This is a genomic window from Variovorax sp. YR752 (genome assembly GCF_943372545.1).
Map to the genome: position 1 here is coordinate 1 of NZ_CALRZC010000073.1, position 16,308 is coordinate 16,308.

A 16,308-nucleotide genomic window follows, 5' to 3' on the forward strand; every position below is an offset into this window, starting at 1 on the left:
CGGCTGCTTCGCAAGAGGAGGTCGGCCTGTCGACCGCCGCCGCCACCGTCGCGCCGGCCGCACCGCCACTGCCTTTCTCGCTGACGCTGCCAGAGCACGGTCTCACTGCAGACGAGCCCTGGTCCGATCTCGACACCACCGAGCCCGCCTGGCGTCCGCCCGCGAGTTCCCTGCCGCCGTTTCCGAACATCGATCTGAACCTCGGCGCACCGCCGCCTGCATCGCCGTCGCCTGCGCCGCCGTTGCCCAACCTGCCGCGCAGCAGCGCGCTGCGAGGGCTGGTCGCGGCGACCGGTGAGAACGACGATGGCGCCGCCGCAGAGCGCGAGCAGGAAGAAAAAGACCACGACCAGCTCCTGATCCAGAAGGCGCTGCGCCGCGCGCGCGCCAAGTCGGCCAAGATCGCGAACGCCAAGGCCCGTGATGCGCAACACCACGAAGAGGCTGTCGCACCGCTGCCGGGCCCCGGCATCCGTGCCGAAGGTGAGCCGGACTTCTCGCTCTCTGCGACCTTCGAGGCGCCCGAGGACCATCCCTTCGCGGAAGAAGAAGAGGCGGCTGACAAGCCCGCCGGCTTCTGGCAACGCAAGGGCGTGCGCCGCCTGCTTGTGTTGCTGGCCGTGCTCGCAGCCCTGGTCCTCGCCGTGCAGGTCATTCGCCATGAACGCGACGGCATCGTGGCGCGCCAGCCGAACCTGCGGCCGGCCCTGTCGGCGCTGTGCCAGTACACCGGCTGCGAGCTCGCGCCGCTGCGCCAGATCGGCGACATCGTGATCGAAGGCGCGGCCTTCGCGCGCGAGAAGAGCGGCGGCAACGACTACCGGCTGAGCTTCACCTTGCGCAATGCGGCGACGGTGCCGCTGGCCATGCCGGCCATCGAGCTGTCGCTGCTCGACACGCAGGAGCAAGCCGTCGTGCGGCGCGTGCTCACGCCGACCGACTACGGCGCGCCGGGCGTGCTGACGGCGCGTGCCGACCGCGCGGCCACGCTGCCGCTGACCTTGTCGGCCAGCGAAGCAGCGGCGCTGCCGCCGATCGCGGGCTACCGCGTCGAAGCTTTCTATCCCTGAGCGGAGCGCCGACTCGCGCGCCGTTCGTTCCCTTTCTCATCCAACCTACGGTCCACCCATGGCAGCAGTGATTTGCGGTTCTCTTGCGTTCGACACCATCATGACTTTCGAAGGCCGGTTCGCCGACCAGATCCTGCCGGACCAGCTGCACATCCTGAATGTGTCGTTCCTGGTGCCGGGCCTGCGTCGTGACTTCGGCGGCTGCGCCGGCAACATTGCCTACAGCCTCAACGCACTCGGCGGCACGGCGCTGCCGATGGCCACGCTGGGCAGCGACGGCGCCGACTACGCCGAACGCATGCGCACGCTGGGCATCAGCACGGAGTTCGTGCGTCAGCTCGACGACACGTTCACTGCGCAGGCGATGATCATGAACGACACGGACAACAACCAGATCACGGCGTTCCATCCCGGCGCGATGCAGCAGGCGCACGTCACGAAGGTGGTGGCGCGCGAGGACATCAAGCTCGGCATCATCGCGCCCGACGGCCGTGACGCGATGCTGCAGCACGCCGAGCAATTCGCCGCCGCCGGCATTCCCTTCGTGTTCGATCCGGGTCAGGGCCTGCCGATGTTCGACGGCGACGCGCTGCGTCACTTCATCGAGCTCGCGAGCTGGGTCGTCGTCAACGACTACGAAGGCAAGATGCTGTCGCAGCGCACCGGCTGGAGCCTGGCCGAGATCTCGCAGCGCGTGCGTGGTCTCGTGGTCACGCTGGCCGCCGAAGGCTGCGAGGTGTGGACGAAAGGTGAACGCGAGCACGTGCCCGGCGTGACGCCTGTGGCGGTGATCGAGCCCACGGGTTGCGGCGACGCATGGCGCGGCGGCCTGTTGTACGGCCTGGAAAAGGAATGGCCGCTGGCCCGCTGTGCGGCGCTCGGCAATCGCATTGGTGCGCTCAAGATCGCGCAGCGCGGACCGCAGAACTACCAGATCGATCGCGCGACGCTCGACCTGTAAATCGCTGGCCTGCCTGCATCGCTTCGGCGATGCGGCAACAGCGGGCGCCCATGAAAAAAGCCCGACACCTTGCGGTGCCGGGCTTTGTGCCTTTCAGGGCCGCTGAGAATTCACTCAGGGCTTGCTGGCCGTCGGAAACGGCCAAGCTGCCTGGGGATTCAGCGTCGTTTGCGCCGCAGGGGCAGGCGCTACGGCAGCCTTCGCAGGCGCGGCGGCCTTCTTGGCAGCAGGCTTCTTGGCAGCAGCGGCAGGCTTGGCAGCGGGCTTTTTCGCGGCTTTCTTGGCTGCTGCCTTCTTGGCAGGAGCCTTCTTGGCGGCAGCCTTCTTCGCAGGGGCCTTCTTGGCAGCAGCCTTCTTGGCAGGCGCCTTCTTCGCTACGGCCTTCTTGGCAGGCGCCTTCTTGGCGGCGGCCTTCTTTGCCGGAGCCTTCTTGGCAGCGGCCTTCTTCGCCGGTGCAGCCTTCTTCGCTACGACCTTCTTGGCTGCAACCTTCTTGGCCGCGACCTTCTTTGCCGGAGCCTTCTTCGCTACGACCTTCTTGGCGACAGCCTTCTTAGCCGGAGCCTTCTTGGCAGCGACCTTCTTTGCCGGAGCCTTCTTCGCGGCGACAGCCTTCTTTGCCGGAGCCTTCTTTGCAGCGACCTTCTTGGTCGGCGCTTTCTTTGCAGTTGCCATTTCTATTTCTCCTTGATCAAGTTGAAAAAATCAACCTATTGAAGCACTCCACGCGCGTTGGGAGCGTGAAGTGATTCATGGCGTTGGAATCTAAGCCCCAGCACCATGAACACCTGAGCCCTCATCCATGCCGCGCTCTGTGGCGCAGTCGGTGGCAAGGGCAATTCTTGAATTCATGAATTGTTGTGTATCGAAAAATTCAATCCCAGGAGAGCGCACCACCCGACTGGTACTCGATCACGCGGGTTTCGAAAAAGTTGCGCTCTTTCTTCAGGTCAATCATTTCGCTCATCCAGGGGAACGGGTTTTCCTCGTTCGGGAAGAGCGTTTCGAGGCCGATCTGCTGCGCGCGCCGGTTGGCGATGTAGCGCAGGTAGCCCTTGAACATGGAGGCGTTCATGCCGAGCACGCCACGCGGCATGGTGTCTTCGGCGTATTTGTATTCGAGCTCGACGGCCTTCATGAAGAGGTCCTTGATCTCGGCCTTGAACTCTGCGGTCCACAGGCCGGGATTCTCGAGCTTGAGCTGGTTGATCAGGTCGATGCCGAAATTGCAGTGCATCGACTCGTCGCGCAGGATGTACTGGTACTGCTCGGCGGCGCCGGTCATCTTGTTCTGGCGGCCCAGCGCAAGAATCTGCGTGAAGCCGACGTAGAAGAAGAGGCCTTCCATCAGGCAGGCGAACACGATCAGCGACTTGAGCAGCGTCTGGTCGGTCTCGTGCGTGCCGGTCTTGAAGTGCGGGTCGCTGATGGCGTCGATGAACGGGATCAGGAACTGGTCCTTCTCGCGGATCGATGCCACTTCGTTGTAGGCGTTGAAGATCTCGCTCTCGTCCAGGCCGAGCGACTCGACGATGTACTGGTACGCGTGCGTGTGGATCGCTTCCTCGAAGGCCTGGCGCAGCAGGAACTGGCGGCACTCGGGGGCCGTGATGTGGCGGTAGGTGCCCAGCACGATGTTGTTGGCGGCCAGCGAATCGGCGGTCACGAAGAAGCCGAGGTTGCGCTTGATGATGCGGCGCTCGTCGTCGGTCAGGCCGTTCGGGTCTTTCCACAACGCGATGTCGCGCGTCATGTTCACTTCCTGCGGCATCCAGTGGTTGGCGCAAGTGGCGAGGTACTTTTCCCAGGCCCACTTGTACTTGAACGGCACCAGCTGATTGACGTCGGTCTGGCCGTTGATGATGCGCTTGTCGGAAGCCTTGACGCGCTGCGCTGCAGGCGCGGCCACCGATGCGGTGGCAGTGGCGGGTTGTGCAAGCGACGAAGTCGGAGCGGCGACCGCGCGACCTGCGGAAGAACCGCTGGTCGATGCGTGGTGCTGCTGCAATCCTTGTTGCATATCCTTTGGTAAGGAGGGCTTGACTTCTTCGTCCCAGGTCAACATAGAAAAATCCAATGCGCAATTATCGGAGCAACGATGTGAGTTGCAAAGTGCTCGTTCACATCGTGCGCCATTTATGGGGTTGTTATGTTGCTCGCATGCATCGCGCGACGTCAGTCAATGCCTTGATTGATTGAACGTCGCGCGCTTTTCAGTTCTGCGAGCACCTCGCTGATCGATCGAAGCGTCTTCTTCTTTGACGCTTCACTTGCACATCACTGGCAGGCTTCGCAGGTCGGATCGTCGACACCGCAGAACGCGATGTCGGTGGCGGGCATTGCGCTCATCTGTGCCTGCGCTGCAGCAGCGGCAGCGTCGAGTGCGCTCATGCCCGAGGGTGCGTCGTTGCCCGACGACACCGCGTTGAGACGGCCCGATTGCACCGTCGACTTTTCTGCGTGCGTCGCGCTCTGCGTGCGCAGGTAGTACGTGGTCTTCAGGCCGCGCAGCCAGGCGAGCTTGTAGGTGTCGTCGAGCTTCTTGCCCGAGGCGCCGGCCATGTAGATGTTCAGCGACTGCGCCTGGTCGATCCACTTCTGGCGACGCGAGGCGGCTTCGACGAGCCACGTGGTTTCCACTTCGAACGCGGTGGCGTACAGCGCCTTCACGTCTTGCGGCACGCGGTCGATGGGACGCAGCGAACCGTCGAAGTGCTTCAGGTCCATGACCATGACGTCGTCCCACAGGCCCAGGCGCTTCAGGTCGCGCACCAGGTAGTGGTTGATCACGGTGAACTCGCCCGACAGGTTCGACTTGACCGACAGGTTGCCGAAGCAGGGTTCGATCGAAGCGTCGACACCGATGATGTTCGAGATGGTCGCGGTCGGAGCGATGGCCACGCAGTTCGAATTGCGCATGCCCTGGGTCTTGATCTTCTGGCGCAGTGCGTCCCAGTCGAGCGTGGACGAGCGATCCACTTCGACGTAGCCGCCGCGGGCTTTCTCGAGCAGGTCGAGCGTGTCGATCGGCAGAATGCCCTTGTCCCACAGCGAGCCCTTGTAGCTCGAGTACTTGCCGCGTTCGCGCGCCAGGTCGGCCGATGCCGAGTAGGCGTGGTAGCAGATGGCTTCCATCGACTCATCGGCGAACTGCACGGCTTCTTGCGAGGCGTAGGGAATGCGCAGTTCGTACAGCGCGTCCTGGAAGCCCATGAGGCCCAGGCCGACCGGGCGGTGGCGCAGGTTGGAGTCGCGCGCCTTCTTCACGGCGTAGTAGTTGATGTCGATCACGTTGTCGAGCATGCGCATTGCGGTCGAGATCGTCTTCTGCAGCTTGACCTGGTCGACCTTGCCGTCCTTCAGATGCTGCAGCAGGTTCACCGAACCCAGGTTGCACACGGCGGTTTCGGTGTCGCTGGTGTTCAGCGTGATCTCGGTGCACAGGTTCGACGAGTGAACCACGCCGGCGTGCTGCTGCGGCGAGCGCACGTTGCAGGCGTCCTTGAACGTGATCCAGGGATGGCCGGTCTCGAACAGCATCGTGAGCATCTTGCGCCACAGGTCCGACGCCTGGAGCGTGCGGGCGGGCTTGATCTCACCGCGGGCGGCCTTTTCTTCGTAGGCGACGTAAGCCTTTTCGAAGTCGGCGCCGAACAGGTCGTGCAGGTCAGGCACGTTGGAGGGCGAGAACAGCGTCCAGGTGCCCTTTTCCATCACGCGGCGCATGAAGAGGTCGGGGATCCAGTTGGCGGTGTTCATGTCGTGCGTGCGGCGGCGGTCGTCGCCGGTGTTCTTGCGCAGCTCCAGGAACTCCTCGATGTCGAGGTGCCAGGTTTCCAGGTACGTGCAGACGGCGCCCTTGCGCTTGCCGCCCTGGTTCACGGCCACGGCCGTGTCGTTCACCACCTTCAGGAACGGCACGACGCCTTGCGATTCGCCGTTGGTGCCCTTGATGTGGCTGCCCAGTGCGCGCACGCGGGTCCAGTCGTTGCCCAGGCCGCCGGCGAACTTCGACAGCAGCGCGTTTTCCTTGATCGACTCGTAGATGCCGTCCAGGTCGTCGGGCACGGTGGTCAGGTAGCAGCTGGACAGTTGCGAGCGCAGCGTGCCGGCGTTGAACAGCGTGGGCGTGCTCGACATGAAGTCGAACGACGACAGCACTTCATAGAACTCGATGGCGCGGGCTTCGCGGTCGATTTCGTTCAGCGACAGGCCCATGGCCACGCGCATGAAGAAAGCCTGCGGCAGCTCGATGCGCGACTTGCGCACGTGCAGGAAGTAGCGGTCGTACAGCGTCTGCAGGCCGAGGTAGTCGAACTGGTTGTCGCGCTCGGCCTTCAGGGCGGCGCCCAGGCGGGGCAGGTCGTACTGCAGCAGCTTCTCGTCGAGCAGTTCGTTGTCCACGCCCTTCTTGATGAACTGCGGGAAGTAGTCGGCGTAGGCGGTGGCACGGTCGGCCGGCATCACTTCGCGGCCGATGATCTCCTTGAAGATCGTGTGCAGCAGCAGGCGCGCGGTGGCGAAGGTGTAGTCGGGGTCTTTTTCGATCAGCGTGCGGGCCGCCAGGATCGAGGCCTTGTAGACCTCGTCGAGCGGCACGCCGTCGTACAGGTTGCGCATCGTCTCGGCCTGGATCGGCGCGGCGGTGATGCTGTCGCCCAGGTTTTCGCAGGCCGATTCGATCAGGCCCTTGAGCTCGTTCAGGTCGAGCGCCACGCGCTCGCCGTTGTCGAGCACGTGCAGCACCGGTGCGGCGGGCAGGTCTTGCTCGACTTGCTTCGAACGCTCCTGCGTGCGGCGTTCGCGGTACAGCACGTAGGCACGTGCGATTTCATGGTGGCCGCCGCGCATCAGGCCGAGCTCGACCTGGTCTTGCACGTCTTCGATGTGGAAGGTGCCGCCGCCCGGACGCGAGCGCACCATGGCGCGGATCACGCCTTGCGTGAGCACGTCGACCGTCTCGCGCACGCTGGCCGAGGCCGCGCCCTGGGTGCCGTGCACGGCCAGGAAGGCCTTCATCATCGCGATGGCGATCTTGTTCGGTTCGAACGGAACCACGGCGCCGTTGCGTCGAATGATCTGGTAGTGGGCGAGGTTCTGACCGGTGGGCGAGCCCGCAGTGTCTTGTTGCTGCTGCGGCGTCGCGGGGACGGCGCGGGGGGTCGACGGGGTGTTCAGTGCAGTTTGCATTCGCTTCCTCTCGGTTGTGCAATTCTTGTTGGTTGGCAAGGCCTCGCGGGCCTTGCGTCGGCGTTGTTGCCGAACGGGAAGACACTATATCTAGGGTGTCGGTGCCCCACAAGCCACTACAGGTAGTGTTTTCTTGTAAACGCAACTCGGCAGGAATTGCGCAGGACTCAGCGCATCACCAGCGATGCCGCATGAATACTGGACCATGGTGGCGCAACCCACGCTGGGCGCGGCTTGCAAGACGATTTGGGCCTGCAGGCCGCATGGTTGCTGCGCTGCGCGCTTGCACTCATCGAATTGCTGCGCTGCGAGAGCGCCGCATCACGAGGCGCCACGCGATTGAAAAAATTAGCGCGCCACCACCTGCGCGGGAAACATTTGTGGACTCCAGCCGAGCTGTTCGCGCAGCACGCGCCAGTCGAAACCGGCGCCGGGGTCTTGCTTGCGGCCGGGCGCGATGTGCTCGTGGCCGGCGATGTGGGCGATGGCGTAGTGCTGCGCGAGCGCGGCGCAGAGGCTGGCCAGCGTTTCGTACTGCGCCTCTTCGAAGCGCTCGCCCTCGAGGCCTTCGAGCTCGATGCCGACGGAGTCGTCGTTGCAGTTGCTGCGCCCGCGCCACGACGACACGCCGGCATGCCAGGCGCGGTCCTCGCAGCTCACGAACTGCCACAGCTCGCCGTTGCGCCGCACATAGAAATGCGACGACACCTCGAGCCCGCGGATCGACTGGAAGTACGGGTGCGCGTCCCAGTCGAGCCGGTTGGTGAAGAGCTGCTGCACGGCGTCGCCGCCGTACTCGCCCGGCGGCAGGCTGATCGAATGCAGCACGATCAGGTCGGTCTGCGCGCCGACGGGGCGCGAGCCGAAGTTGGGCGAGGGCAGGGCCTTGGCGAAGCGGTACCAGCCGGCGCGCCAGAGTCTGTCGTCGCCGGCCGGTGGGGTGACGGCGTCGTCAGTCGTCGGCATGCGCGGTGGCGCCGTCGTCGCCGTTGGGCGTGGAGATGCCCAGGCGCGCGATGCGGTAGCGGATCTGGCGCAGGCTCATGCCGAGCCGCGCGGCGGCGGCCGTGCGGTTGAAGCCGCTTTCGTGCAGCGCGCGCACGAGGATCTCGCGCTCCTGCTGGTCGAGCCAGGCCTGCAGATCGGAAGGCAGCGGCGGCGGCGCGGGCTTGGGTTCGGCCGCCGGCGCGGGGGCCGCAGACACCGCAACGGCGGCTGGCGCTTCAGCGGATTCGCCGCGCGGCGCGGCCGGCATCGGCGTCATCGCACCCATCAGGTCGATCTGCAGCTCGTCGCCGTCGTTCAGCGCCACGGCGCGGTGCAGCAGGTTCTCGAGCTCGCGCACGTTGCCGTCGAGCGGGTGCTGGGCCAGGCGCTGCAGCAGCGCGTCGGACAGGCGCGGCGCCGGCAGGCCGCCGTCTTGCGCGATGCGCGCGAGCAGCGCGGTGCACAGCGCGGGCAGGTCTTCGCGGCGCTCGCGCAGCGCGGGCACCGCGATCTCGATCACGTTGAGGCGGTAGAACAGGTCTTGCCGGAAGCGGCCGGCGAGCACTTCGGCGTGCAAATCTTTGTGGGTGGCGCTCACGATGCGCACGTCGACCGCGTCTTCCTGCGTCGAGCCGATGGCGCGCACGCTGCGCTCCTGAATGGCGCGCAGCAGCTTCGACTGCATGGCCAGCGGCAGGTCGCCGATCTCGTCGAGGAACAGCGTGCCGTCGCGCGCCGCCTGGAAGTAGCCGTCGCGGTCTTGCGACGAGCCGGTGTACGAGCCCTTCTTGGCGCCGAAGAACTCGGCCTCGAGCAGGTTCTCGGGAATCGCGCCGCAGTTCACCGCGACGAAGGGGCCGTCGCTGCGCTGGCTGCAGCCGTGCACGGCGCGCGCGACCAGCTCCTTGCCGGTGCCCGATTCGCCGCGCACCAGCACCGGCGCCATGCCGCGCGCCACCTTGGCGATGCGCGACTTGACGAGGCGCATCGGGTCGGAGTCGCCGACCAGCCGGTCGAGGGCGGTGGCGCCGCTGCGCGTCACGGACAGCGCATCGGGACGTTCGCCGCCGTGGCTGGCGGCTTGCGGCGCAGGCTTCTGCGGCACGACCACCGCGGCGCGGTTGGCCTGCACGGCCGACGCCACCACGGCGCGGAACTGCTTCAGGTCGACCGGCTTCGTGAGGTAGTCGAAGGCGCCGGCCTTCAGCGCCTCGACCGCGTTCTCGGCCGAGCCGTAGGCGGTCATGACCACGCAGCGCTCGCTGCGCTGGTCTTTCTGGATACGGTGGATGATCTCCATGCCTTCGCCGTCGGGCAGCCGCATGTCGGTGATCACGGCGTCGAAGCGGCCGGCTTCGAGGTGCTGCCAGGCTTCGGACACGCTGCCTGCGGCTTCCACCCGGTAGCCTTCACGCAGCAGCGTGAGTTCGTAGAGCGTGCGCAGGTCGGGCTCGTCGTCGATGACGAGGATCTGCGCGGGGCGCGAGGCGGCGGCGGAGGGCGGGAGGGAGCTCACGGCCGCTATTGTGTCAGCCGGTTTTCGCTCGGGGCGAAGCTGACGAAGAATTCGTTGCCCTCGGGGCCGCCCGGCACCAGCGCGCGTCGCTCGTAGCCGATGGTGGCGCCATGGCGCCGGCACAGCTCGCGGCACAGGAACAGGCCCAGGCCGCTGGAGCGGCTCTCGGACGAGAAGAAGGGTTCGAACAGGTGGCGCTGCACCGCCGGTTCCAGCGGCGCGCCGTCGCTCCACACCAGCAACGCGGCCCGCTGCACGCCGGCCCGCTGCACCGTGGTGATGACCTGGATCGCACCCTCGCGCTGGCTCGCGTAACGGGCCGCGTTGTCCAGCAGGTTCACCAGCAGGCGGCGCAGGTGTTCGGCCTCGAAGCGCACTTCGCTGCCCGGCGCGTCGAGCGCCACGCGCACGCCCTTGCGCTGCGTCTGGCGCACCCATTCCTCGGCCAGGATCTGCGCGGCCGGGTCGAGCACCAGCTGTTCGCCCAGCGAGAGCACGCGCTGCTGGCGGGCGCGAGAAACGTCGAGCACGTCGTCCACGATGCGCGCCAGGCGCTGCGCGTTGTGCTGGACCATGTCGGTCAGCTTGCGGTGCGCCGGGTCAGTCAGGTCTTCGCTGAGCAGCGCGCTGGCCTGCGCGATGGCGGCCAGCGGGTTGCGGATTTCATGCGCCACCGCGGCCGACATGCGGCCCATGGCGGCGAGCTTTTCGGTGCGGATGCGGGCTTCGAGCTCGCGCAGGTCCTGCAGGAACATCACGCACAGGCTGTCGGCGCGGCGGTCGTCGGTGGGCGTGAGCCGGGTGCGCACGCGCACCTCGCGTGCCGCGCCGCGCGCCTGCGCTACCGGGATTTCTTCGGTCTGCGGCGCGCGCCGCGCGAAGGTCTGGCGCGCCAGCGCGGCCAGCGCATGCCAGGCCGGCTGGGTGTGCAGCGGGAACGGCATTGGCAACTGCGCCAGGCCCTGGCCGAGGATCGCGTCGGCCGCCGGATTGGCGGTGTGCACCAGGCCCTCGGCGTCGATCACCAGCACGCCTTCGGTGAGGGTTTCGATCACCAGGTCGTTGACCTGCGCCTGCATCTGCGCGTGGCTGCGGCTGCGCTGCGCCACCGCTTCTTCGCGCGCCAGCCGGCGGGCCAGCTCGTGCGCGAGCAGCGCCACCACGAACAGGCCGGTGCCGGTGAGGGCGGCCTGCACGAAGCGCGCTGACGGGTCGTTGGGTTGCTGCAGCCAGTGCCAGCCGGCGTCGGCCAGCAGCAGCAGCGTCACGGTGGCCGTGGTGCCCAGGCCCACAAGCAGCGTGCCGAGCACCGCGCTCATCAAGACAGGCAGCGCGAACAGCGGCGTGTAGTTGACGCTGCCGCCCTGCAGCACCTGCAAGGCGCTGAAGATGCCCAGGTCGACCCCGATGGTCAGCAGCCAGAGCGTCGAGAAGCCGCGGATCGGCGGTTCGAAGTGCGCGTAGCGCATCTCCAACCAGGCCAGCACGAGGTAGCCGCCCGACAGCACGATCGGCAGCGGCTGCACAGCCTGTCCGATGGCGAAGGCCACGCCCTGCAGCAGCACCAGCACCACCGCCACGAAACAGCGTGCCGCCATGAAGCCGCGCCACAGCCGCAGCAGCGCGGTGCTGTCGCCGGCGCCCAGGTCGAGCACGTCCCAGTCGGTGGCCGGCTCGCCGCGCGACCGGCGCAACGAACTCATGAGGCGGTGCCGGCCTGACGGTGCGCGGCGCTGCAGTACACCGCGCCGTCCGGCCCGGGGAGCGCGTCGGCCGCGGGCAGGTGCAACCCGCAATGGGCGCAGCGCACCATCGCCTGCGGCGGGCCGACGGCCGGCGTGCGCTGTTGCGCCTTCTTGGCGCGTTCCTGTTGGGCGTCGCGCATCTCTTCGCGCCGGTTCTTGCGCCAGAGCCAGATCGCGACCCACACCACCGCGAGGACGAGCAGGTACTTCATGCGGGCAGGCGCGTCAGCACGACTTCGAGCACGAAGCGCGAGCCCACGTAGGCCAGCAGCAGCAGCGCCGCGCCCGCGTACAGCACGCGCCGCGCCGTACGTCCGCGCCAGCCGAAGCGCGCGCGCCCGGTCAGCAGGACCGCGAAGCTGAGCCAGGCAAGCACCGAGAAGATGGTCTTGTGGTCCCACTTCCAGGCGCGGCCGGCGGCGCCGTAGAGCTGTTCGCTGAACAGCAGGCCGGCCAGCAGCGTGGCCGACAGCAGCACGAAGCCCGCGGTGACGAAGCGGAAGGTGAGCCGTTCCAGCGTGAGCAGCGGCACGCCGGCCTGTGCATCGGCACTGGCAAGGCGGATCTGCTTTTCGGCCCGCGTGATCAGCCAGGCGTGCACCACGGCGGCGCCGAACAGGCCGTACGAGGCGATGCCCAGCGCCAGGTGCAGCGGCAGCCAGGGCGAGGCGCTGACATGCAGCGGCGTGCCGGGGAACAGCAGCGCCAGCAGCACGGCAGCCGCGCCCAGCCAGGCCAGCGCGCGGCGTGCCTTCAGTTGCGGGTACAGGCGGCTTTCGACCGCGTAGACCGTGAGCACCAGCCACGCCGTGACCGACAGCGCCGGCGCGAAACCGAAGCGAGGGTCGCCGCCGATCAGCCCGTGGCCGAGCACCGCAGCGTGCAGCAGCCATGCGATGCCGAGCGCCCATTGGGTGGTCTGGCGGCTGAGCCGCGCACCGGCGGCAGCGGCAAAACCGTAGGCTGCCGCGGTGGCGATGCCCAGCGCCACGCCGAGTGGAGAGGGGATCGCTAAAATCATCGGTGGAGTGTATAGGCTCGCCCCGAGGCTTCGCGCACGCCGTGTCGCTTCGCCCACCCCCTGCCGGGGGCAACACCCGCGGTCCGGCACAGCCGGTTGCGCGGGGTTCCACGACAGAGCGAGCCCTCGTACCGCTTCCAGGTTTTCACGACTTTCCATCGGTCCGCTGCCGCGGACAACAAGGTATTTCCTTCATGGCCACCGCCCTCACCGAAAAGTTCTCCCGCCTCGTCAAGACGATGAGCGGCCAGGCGCGCATCACCGAAAGCAACGTGCAGGACATGCTGCGCGAGGTGCGCATGGCACTGCTGGAGGCCGACGTGGCGCTGCCCGTGGTGCGCGACTTCGTCGCCCGCGTGAAAGAGAAGGCGCTCGGCCAGGAAGTGCTGGGCTCGCTCAAGCCGGGCCAGGCGCTGGTCGGCATCGTCAACCGCGAACTCGCCGCCACCATGGGCGAGGGCGTGTCGGACATCAACCTCGCGGCGCAACCGCCCGCCGTGATCCTCATGGCCGGCCTGCAGGGCGCCGGCAAGACCACCACCACCGCCAAGCTGGCCAAGCACCTGATCGAGAAGCGCAAGAAGAAGGTGCTCACCGTGTCGGGCGACGTGTACCGCCCGGCCGCCATCGAGCAGCTCAAGACCGTGACCAAGCAGGCCGGCGCCGAGTGGTTCCCGAGCACGCCCGACCAGAAACCGCTGGACATCGCGCGCGCCGCGCTCGACCACGCCAAGCGCCACTACTTCGACGTGCTGCTGGTCGACACGGCCGGCCGCCTGGCGATCGACGAAGTGCTGATGACCGAAATCAAGCAGCTGCACGCGGCGCTCGACCCGGTCGAAACCCTGTTCGTGGTCGATGCCATGCAGGGCCAGGACGCGATCAACACCGCCAAGGCCTTCAAGGAAGCGTTGCCCCTCACCGGCATCATCCTGACCAAGACCGATGGCGATTCGCGCGGCGGTGCGGCGCTGTCGGTGCGTCAGGTCACCGGTGTGCCGATCAAGTTCGCCGGCACGAGCGAGAAGATCGACGGCCTCGAGGTGTTCGACGCCGAGCGCCATGCGGGTCGCATCCTCGGCATGGGCGACATCGTCGCGCTGGTCGAGCAGGTCACGGCCGGCGTCGACGTCGAAGCGGCGCAGAAGCTCGCGGCCAAGGTCAAGAGCGGCGCGGGCTTCGACCTCAACGACTTCCTCGGTCAGCTGCAGCAGATGAAGCAGATGGGCGGCCTCTCCAGCCTGATGGACAAGCTGCCCCAGCAGATGGCCGCCAAGGCCAGCGAAGCCGACATGACGCGCGCCGAGCGCGACATCCGCCGCAAGGAAGGGATCATCCAGAGCATGACGCCGCTGGAGCGCCGCAAGCCCGAGCTGCTCAAGGCCACGCGCAAGCGCCGCATCGCGGCCGGCGCGGGCGTGCAGGTTCAGGAAGTGAACCGCCTGCTCAACGAGTTCGAGCAGATGCAGGGCATGATGAAGAAGATGAAGGGCGGCGGCCTCATGAAGATGATGAAGAAGATGGGCGGCATGAAGGGCATGGGCGGAATGCCCGGCATGGGCGGAGGCGGCGGCAAGCTGCCGTTCTGAGCCGCACACACATACATATATAGAGACAGACAGAAGCCCGCCAGGGGATGCCCCGGCGGGCTTTGTCGTTTTCAGGTCTGCACGTCGTAGACCGTGGCGTGCGCTTCGACGGGCGCGGGCAGCTCCCAGCGGTGCAGCATCCGCTCGATGCCTGCGTTCGAGAGCGTGGTGTCGCGCGCGCGGTTGCGGCGCATCAGCTCCGCGTGCGGCACCTCCAGGTACACCAGCTCGGTCTGTGCGTGGTACGCCCAGAGCAGGTCCAGCGTCTTGGTGCGCATCTGCTGGCTCAGGTGCGTGGCGTTCCAGACGAAGCGCTCCTGCTTGCGCAGCAGCGCCTTGGCCTGGTCGACCGCGTGGTGCGCGGCGAGCCCGTCGTTCTCGCCGTGCTTGAGGCCCAGCTCGGCGCGCGCATCGTCGAAGGACACGACCGGCCAGCCCTTGCGGTGCAGCGCCACCCAGTGGTTCTTGCCGCTCGCGGGCAGGCCGCACATCACCGTGACCTGCGAGCCCGGCGTCTGGAACAGCGGGTAGTCGGGGCTGGTGTCGGCGCCGCGAAAGTAGGCCAGGCGCGTGTGCGCATCGGCCATCTGTCGCGGACCGCTCCAGCAGCCTTCTTCCTGCGCCAGCTGCTCGAAGAGTGCGATGTCGGCCAGGCTGTCCGCCCGCTTTTCGTAGTGGCGGCCGAGCATGTCGCAGCGCGCCACGCAGCACAGGTCGGGCAGGCTCAGCTCCCACGAGAGCTTGTGCACCAGCCAATCGGGCCGCACGCCCTTGCGCGAGGCGAAGGCGTGGAACGGCACCTGATGCACGGCGATGATCCGGCAGACCGCCTCGCGCAATGCGAACGGCACGCGGGCCTTCCACATCAGCACGCGCACGTCGACCGATCCGCGACGCGAATGGCCGGGCTGGCCGATGCGGCCGCTGGCTTCGTCGATCACCGTGGTGTCGGGCTTGGCGATGTCGTGCAGCAGGCAGGCCATGAACAGCACGAAGCGACCGTCGGCATCGGCGCGCCGGTAGTGCGGGTCGGCCATGAGCGCGTCGAGCACCATGCGCGTGTGGATGCCGACGTTGCCCTCGGCGTGGTAGTACGGGTCCTGGGGCGTTTCTTCCAGGCGCAGCAGCGCCGGCAGCAGTTCGCAGCACTGCGCCCAGTCGTAGTCCTGTGAAGACTTCGGGACGAGTGCGCGCAAATCGTCGTAGGTCATCGCGGCCTCCTTGTGGTTGTTGCCAGCTCGGCTGGGTCGCGCAGCGTGCGCAGCCCCAGGTCTTGCCAGTTCAATTGCGGTGTCGGCGCGTAGAGGTCCACGCCCGGCGCGAGCTGGTTCGGCAGCACCGGCCGGCGGCTGTGGTGCGAGCCCGAGTCGAGGATGGTCTGCACGAAGTCGGGTCGCACCCATTTGTAGCGGCCGGTCACCTGCCCGACCGATTCGGTCTTGAGGTACAGGCCCTCGGCCAGATCAGACAGGTCGGTTTGCTGCCGCACGAGGTCGAGCGGCTGGCCTTCGTGCGCCACCGCCTGCTCAAAGGCCGGCTTCCAGTCGGCACTGCGTGCGAACGACGGCTGCACGAGCGAACGCAGTGCCTTCGCTTGGCGTGGCATTCCGCCCTCGTACAGCACGGGCACCGACAGCACCGGGCCGTCGGCCAGCAGCGCATGCCGCGCGGGCGTCGACAGGAAGCACTGCGCCTGCCGGTCGTAGATGTCGAACTCCAGGAAGAACGCCGGCAGCCGGTCGTACCAGCAGCTGTGCTTGGCAAAGCACCACTCGCCGTACATCACGTAGCGGTCTTCGAGCCGTTCGAGCAGTGCCGCTTCATGCGCCGCGGCCCAGTGCTTGAACAGATTGAACTGCCGCTCGCCCGCGCCGCCAGCCAGGTAGTGGCCGCGCGATTGCAACAGCAGCTCGCCCGCCGAGGTGAACGACACGGCCGCGTTGGCGCCATCGAGTTTTTCCTCGATGACCACCTGCTGGCCGTGCAGCGCAGACAACGGCGTCTGGCCGTCGTCGGTGTCGCCGGCTTGCAGGCGCGAGCCTTCCAGGTGCGCCGTACGTGGGTACTTGAGCAGCGGGATCGACGAAAGAGAAAGGGAAGAGAGAGGGAACACGTTGGTCTCCAGATGCAAATCAGGAAGAACCGACAACGTGCGGGAGCGAAGCTGGAAAAGAGAGTCGACTTCAGTGGCCGGAGAGGCCGTGCTTGGTCAATGTGGGAACGCAGCTT

At 67.0% G+C, this 16,308-nt stretch carries 13 protein-coding genes; 3 read left to right on the top strand and 10 right to left on the bottom strand.

What is annotated here, in order from left to right; all coding sequences use genetic code 11:
* Both AAG801_RS18395 and AAG801_RS18400 read left to right on the top strand, forming a co-directional pair.
* Positions 1–1,070: DUF3426 domain-containing protein (locus tag AAG801_RS18395; RefSeq protein WP_341889641.1), on the top strand; the 1,070-nt coding region annotated here is incomplete at its 5' end.
* A 58-nt stretch (positions 1,071–1,128) separates the two neighbouring features.
* Positions 1,129–2,031, top strand: a complete 903-nt coding sequence (locus tag AAG801_RS18400; RefSeq protein ID WP_341889642.1) for a carbohydrate kinase family protein — start codon at positions 1,129–1,131, stop codon at positions 2,029–2,031.
* 114 nt (positions 2,032–2,145) lie between these two features.
* On the opposite strand, the gene AAG801_RS18405 is transcribed toward AAG801_RS18400, so the two are convergent.
* The 8 genes from AAG801_RS18405 to ccsA form a co-directional block, all read right to left on the bottom strand.
* Positions 2,146–2,706, bottom strand: coding sequence for a histone H1-like DNA-binding protein (locus tag AAG801_RS18405; RefSeq protein WP_099795107.1), 561 nt, complete (start codon positions 2,704–2,706; stop codon positions 2,146–2,148).
* A 199-nt stretch (positions 2,707–2,905) separates the two neighbouring features.
* Positions 2,906–4,096 (bottom strand): ribonucleotide-diphosphate reductase subunit beta, encoded by a 1,191-nt coding sequence (locus tag AAG801_RS18410; protein WP_192194996.1) that lies wholly within the window; start codon positions 4,094–4,096, stop codon positions 2,906–2,908.
* 212 nt (positions 4,097–4,308) lie between these two features.
* Positions 4,309–7,221, bottom strand: coding sequence for a ribonucleoside-diphosphate reductase subunit alpha (locus tag AAG801_RS18415; protein ID WP_341889643.1), 2,913 nt, complete (start codon positions 7,219–7,221; stop codon positions 4,309–4,311).
* 348 nt (positions 7,222–7,569) lie between these two features.
* Positions 7,570–8,187 (bottom strand): 1,6-anhydro-N-acetylmuramyl-L-alanine amidase AmpD, encoded by a 618-nt coding sequence (gene ampD, locus AAG801_RS18420; protein ID WP_341889644.1) that lies wholly within the window; start codon positions 8,185–8,187, stop codon positions 7,570–7,572.
* Complete coding sequence (locus AAG801_RS18425) at positions 8,174–9,724, bottom strand: sigma-54 dependent transcriptional regulator (RefSeq protein WP_341889645.1); 1,551 nt, start codon at positions 9,722–9,724, stop codon at positions 8,174–8,176. The genes ampD and AAG801_RS18425 overlap by 14 nt, the downstream gene beginning before the upstream one ends.
* A gap of 5 nt (positions 9,725–9,729) precedes the next feature.
* The gene (locus tag AAG801_RS18430; protein ID WP_341889646.1) at positions 9,730–11,427 is read right to left on the bottom strand and encodes an ATP-binding protein; all 1,698 of its coding nucleotides are present in this window, start codon (positions 11,425–11,427) and stop codon (positions 9,730–9,732) included.
* A complete protein-coding gene (locus AAG801_RS18435) occupies positions 11,424–11,681 on the bottom strand; it encodes a PP0621 family protein (protein ID WP_139703027.1) in 258 nt (85 codons plus the stop codon). The genes AAG801_RS18430 and AAG801_RS18435 overlap by 4 nt, the downstream gene beginning before the upstream one ends.
* Positions 11,678–12,490 carry a cytochrome c biogenesis protein CcsA gene (ccsA, locus tag AAG801_RS18440; RefSeq protein ID WP_056575582.1) on the bottom strand — a complete coding sequence of 271 codons (813 nt, stop codon included), beginning with the start codon at positions 12,488–12,490 and terminating at the stop codon, positions 11,678–11,680. The genes AAG801_RS18435 and ccsA overlap by 4 nt, the downstream gene beginning before the upstream one ends.
* A gap of 194 nt (positions 12,491–12,684) precedes the next feature.
* On the opposite strand from ccsA, the gene ffh reads away from it, so the two are divergent.
* Positions 12,685–14,079, top strand: coding sequence for a signal recognition particle protein (gene ffh / locus AAG801_RS18445; RefSeq protein WP_101491166.1), 1,395 nt, complete (start codon positions 12,685–12,687; stop codon positions 14,077–14,079).
* A gap of 71 nt (positions 14,080–14,150) precedes the next feature.
* Here the strand turns inward: ffh and AAG801_RS18450 are convergent, their stop codons facing one another.
* Positions 14,151–15,290, bottom strand: a complete 1,140-nt coding sequence (locus AAG801_RS18450; RefSeq protein ID WP_341889647.1) for an AAA family ATPase — start codon at positions 15,288–15,290, stop codon at positions 14,151–14,153.
* Entirely contained in the window at positions 15,287–16,192 is a 906-nt protein-coding gene (locus tag AAG801_RS18455; protein WP_341889648.1) for an RNA ligase family protein, read from the bottom strand. The genes AAG801_RS18450 and AAG801_RS18455 overlap by 4 nt, the downstream gene beginning before the upstream one ends.
* Positions 16,193–16,308 lie beyond the last annotated feature (116 nt).

Coding starts and splice junctions, on each gene's coding strand:
- AAG801_RS18415 (WP_341889643.1), bottom strand. CDS start 7,221: ATGCAAACTGCACTGAACACCCCGTCGACCCCCCGCGCCGTCCCCGCG.
- ampD (WP_341889644.1), bottom strand. CDS start 8,187: ATGCCGACGACTGACGACGCCGTCACCCCACCGGCCGGCGACGACAGA.
- AAG801_RS18450 (WP_341889647.1), bottom strand. CDS start 15,290: ATGACCTACGACGATTTGCGCGCACTCGTCCCGAAGTCTTCACAGGAC.
- AAG801_RS18435 (WP_139703027.1), bottom strand. CDS start 11,681: ATGAAGTACCTGCTCGTCCTCGCGGTGGTGTGGGTCGCGATCTGGCTC.
- AAG801_RS18410 (WP_192194996.1), bottom strand. CDS start 4,096: ATGTTGACCTGGGACGAAGAAGTCAAGCCCTCCTTACCAAAGGATATG.
- ffh (WP_101491166.1), top strand. CDS start 12,685: ATGGCCACCGCCCTCACCGAAAAGTTCTCCCGCCTCGTCAAGACGATG.
- ccsA (WP_056575582.1), bottom strand. CDS start 12,490: ATGATTTTAGCGATCCCCTCTCCACTCGGCGTGGCGCTGGGCATCGCC.
- AAG801_RS18430 (WP_341889646.1), bottom strand. CDS start 11,427: ATGAGTTCGTTGCGCCGGTCGCGCGGCGAGCCGGCCACCGACTGGGAC.
- AAG801_RS18405 (WP_099795107.1), bottom strand. CDS start 2,706: ATGGCAACTGCAAAGAAAGCGCCGACCAAGAAGGTCGCTGCAAAGAAG.
- AAG801_RS18400 (WP_341889642.1), top strand. CDS start 1,129: ATGGCAGCAGTGATTTGCGGTTCTCTTGCGTTCGACACCATCATGACT.